The sequence below is a fragment of the Gordonia sputi NBRC 100414 genome, from assembly GCF_000248055.1.
In the GTDB taxonomy this organism is placed as follows: domain Bacteria; phylum Actinomycetota; class Actinomycetes; order Mycobacteriales; family Mycobacteriaceae; genus Gordonia; species Gordonia sputi.
Genome location: NZ_BAFC01000032.1, coordinates 1 through 1789 on the forward strand (window position 1 = coordinate 1; position 1789 = coordinate 1789).

General features: G+C 62.0%; 1 protein-coding gene and 1 pseudogene. Both read left to right on the forward strand.

Annotated elements, in window-relative coordinates; genetic code table 11:
- Positions 1 to 234: 234 nt before the first annotated feature.
- Positions 235 to 666: pseudogene (locus GOSPT_RS24515) on the forward strand (AMP-binding protein); the annotation flags it as partial.
- 79 nt (positions 667 to 745) lie between these two features.
- Positions 746 to 1768: an AMP-binding protein gene (locus GOSPT_RS24520; RefSeq protein WP_247608734.1), complete on the forward strand. Its 1023-nt coding sequence runs from the start codon at positions 746 to 748 to the stop codon at positions 1766 to 1768.
- Positions 1769 to 1789: the final 21 nt, after the last annotated feature.

The window sequence follows — 1789 nt, forward strand, 5'->3', positions numbered from 1 at the left end:
GCTGTGGCAAGAGGGAAAGTTCCCATTCGACGAACTGATCGCCACCTACGACTTCACCGACATCGCGAGCGCATTGGCGGATTTTCGCACTGGAACTGCCATCAAACCTGTTCTGATTCCGGAGAATTCACGCTTGGAGGACACATCCGTATGACCTTTCAGAGCCCCACCCTGCCGCACGACGTCACCTCCGAGTCGACGTACGCGGCGTCGTCGAATGACGAAGTCACTCCGATGATCGACGTTGTCGACCGCTGGGTTGCCGAGAAGCCCGATGATGTGGCGGTGATCGATGGCGATCGGCACTTCACATGGAGTCGGTTCCGTGAGCGTATTGAACGCAACGCCGCTGCTCAGGTAGCGTCCGGTGTTCGGCCGGGAGATCGAATTGCATTCTTGGACAAGAACTCTGTGGCATGCGTCGAAACCACTCTCGCAGCGTCGTTGACCGGTGCCGCGAATGCGGTGATCAACTTTCGCCTGTCGCCCGCGGAGGTGGCCTACATCATCAACGATGCGCAGGCCTCACTCGTCATCACGGGGCCGGAGTTCGTCGACACCATAGCGGCGATCCGGGACGAGCTCACCACGGTCGAGCGTGTCATCGTCAGCGGTGGTCCCGACGACGAGTACGAGCGCTGGTTGGATTGTGGGAGCGAATCTTTCGTGGCGGCACCTTTCGACCCGGATGCCGCGTTCCTGCAGCTGTACACCTCCGGAACGACGGGGCACCCCAAGGGGGCCGATGCTCACGCACCGCAGTCTGTCGGCCCACAGTCGCGCCGCGGTCACCGGATTCCGCTTCACGGAGGACTCGGTGAGCATGGTGGCCATGCCTCTGTTTCACGTCGGAGGGTCGTCGTGGGTGCTCGCGGGTATGTCGGTGGGTGCCCAGACGGTGATCGTGCGCGAGACGGTGCCCGGTGACGTTCTCGACGAAATGGTCGAGCGCGCAGTGACTCACGCCTTCTTCGTGCCGGCGGTGTATGGGTTCTTTCTCGCGGACCGGCGTCTGCACAAGCGCGACTACTCGGCCGTGCGATGTCTGGGCTACGGCGGTTCGCCGATGCCACTGCCCACGATTCGTGCCTGTCTGGACGCCTGGCCGGACGTCGACTTCTATCAGGTGTACGGGATGACGGAGATGTCGGGAGTGTTCAGCGTTCTCACTCCGGCTGATCATCGCGATGCGACGCATCCCGAGCGACTCGTCTCGGCGGGTCGGGTACTGCCGGGGAACATCGTCAAAGTGGTTGATCCCGAGGGCAATACGCTTCCGCCGAACACTGTGGGTGAACTCTGGACGAAGTCGCAGCAGCACATGCTCGGATACTGGCGCAATCCTCAGGCGACCGCAGAGACTCTGGTGGGCGACTGGTTGCGCACAGGGGATGCCGGTCATATGGATCCCGACGGTTATCTCTTCATCTCTGACCGCGTCAAAGACATGATCATCACGGGCGGCGAGAACGTGTACCCCGTTGAGGTTGAGCGTGTCGTGGTCGAACACGAGGCGGTCGCCGACGTTGCGGTGATCGGTGTTCCGGACGACAAGTGGGGCGAATCGGTGAAGGCAGTGGTTGTGCTGAACGCCGACAGCGCCGTCACCGAGGATGAGCTCATCGACTACTGCCGCGGTCGGCTGGCGGGCTACAAGATCCCGAATACCGTCGACTTCGTGAGCGCGTTGCCGCGAAACTCCACCGGCAAGATCCTGAAGCGGGAGATCCGCAAGGAGTACTGGGCGGGTCGCACACTGCATACGTGAGCCTGTGGGGCTCGACGGCGT

Coding starts and splice junctions, on each gene's coding strand:
- GOSPT_RS24520 (WP_247608734.1), top strand. CDS start 746: ATGCTCACGCACCGCAGTCTGTCGGCCCACAGTCGCGCCGCGGTCACC.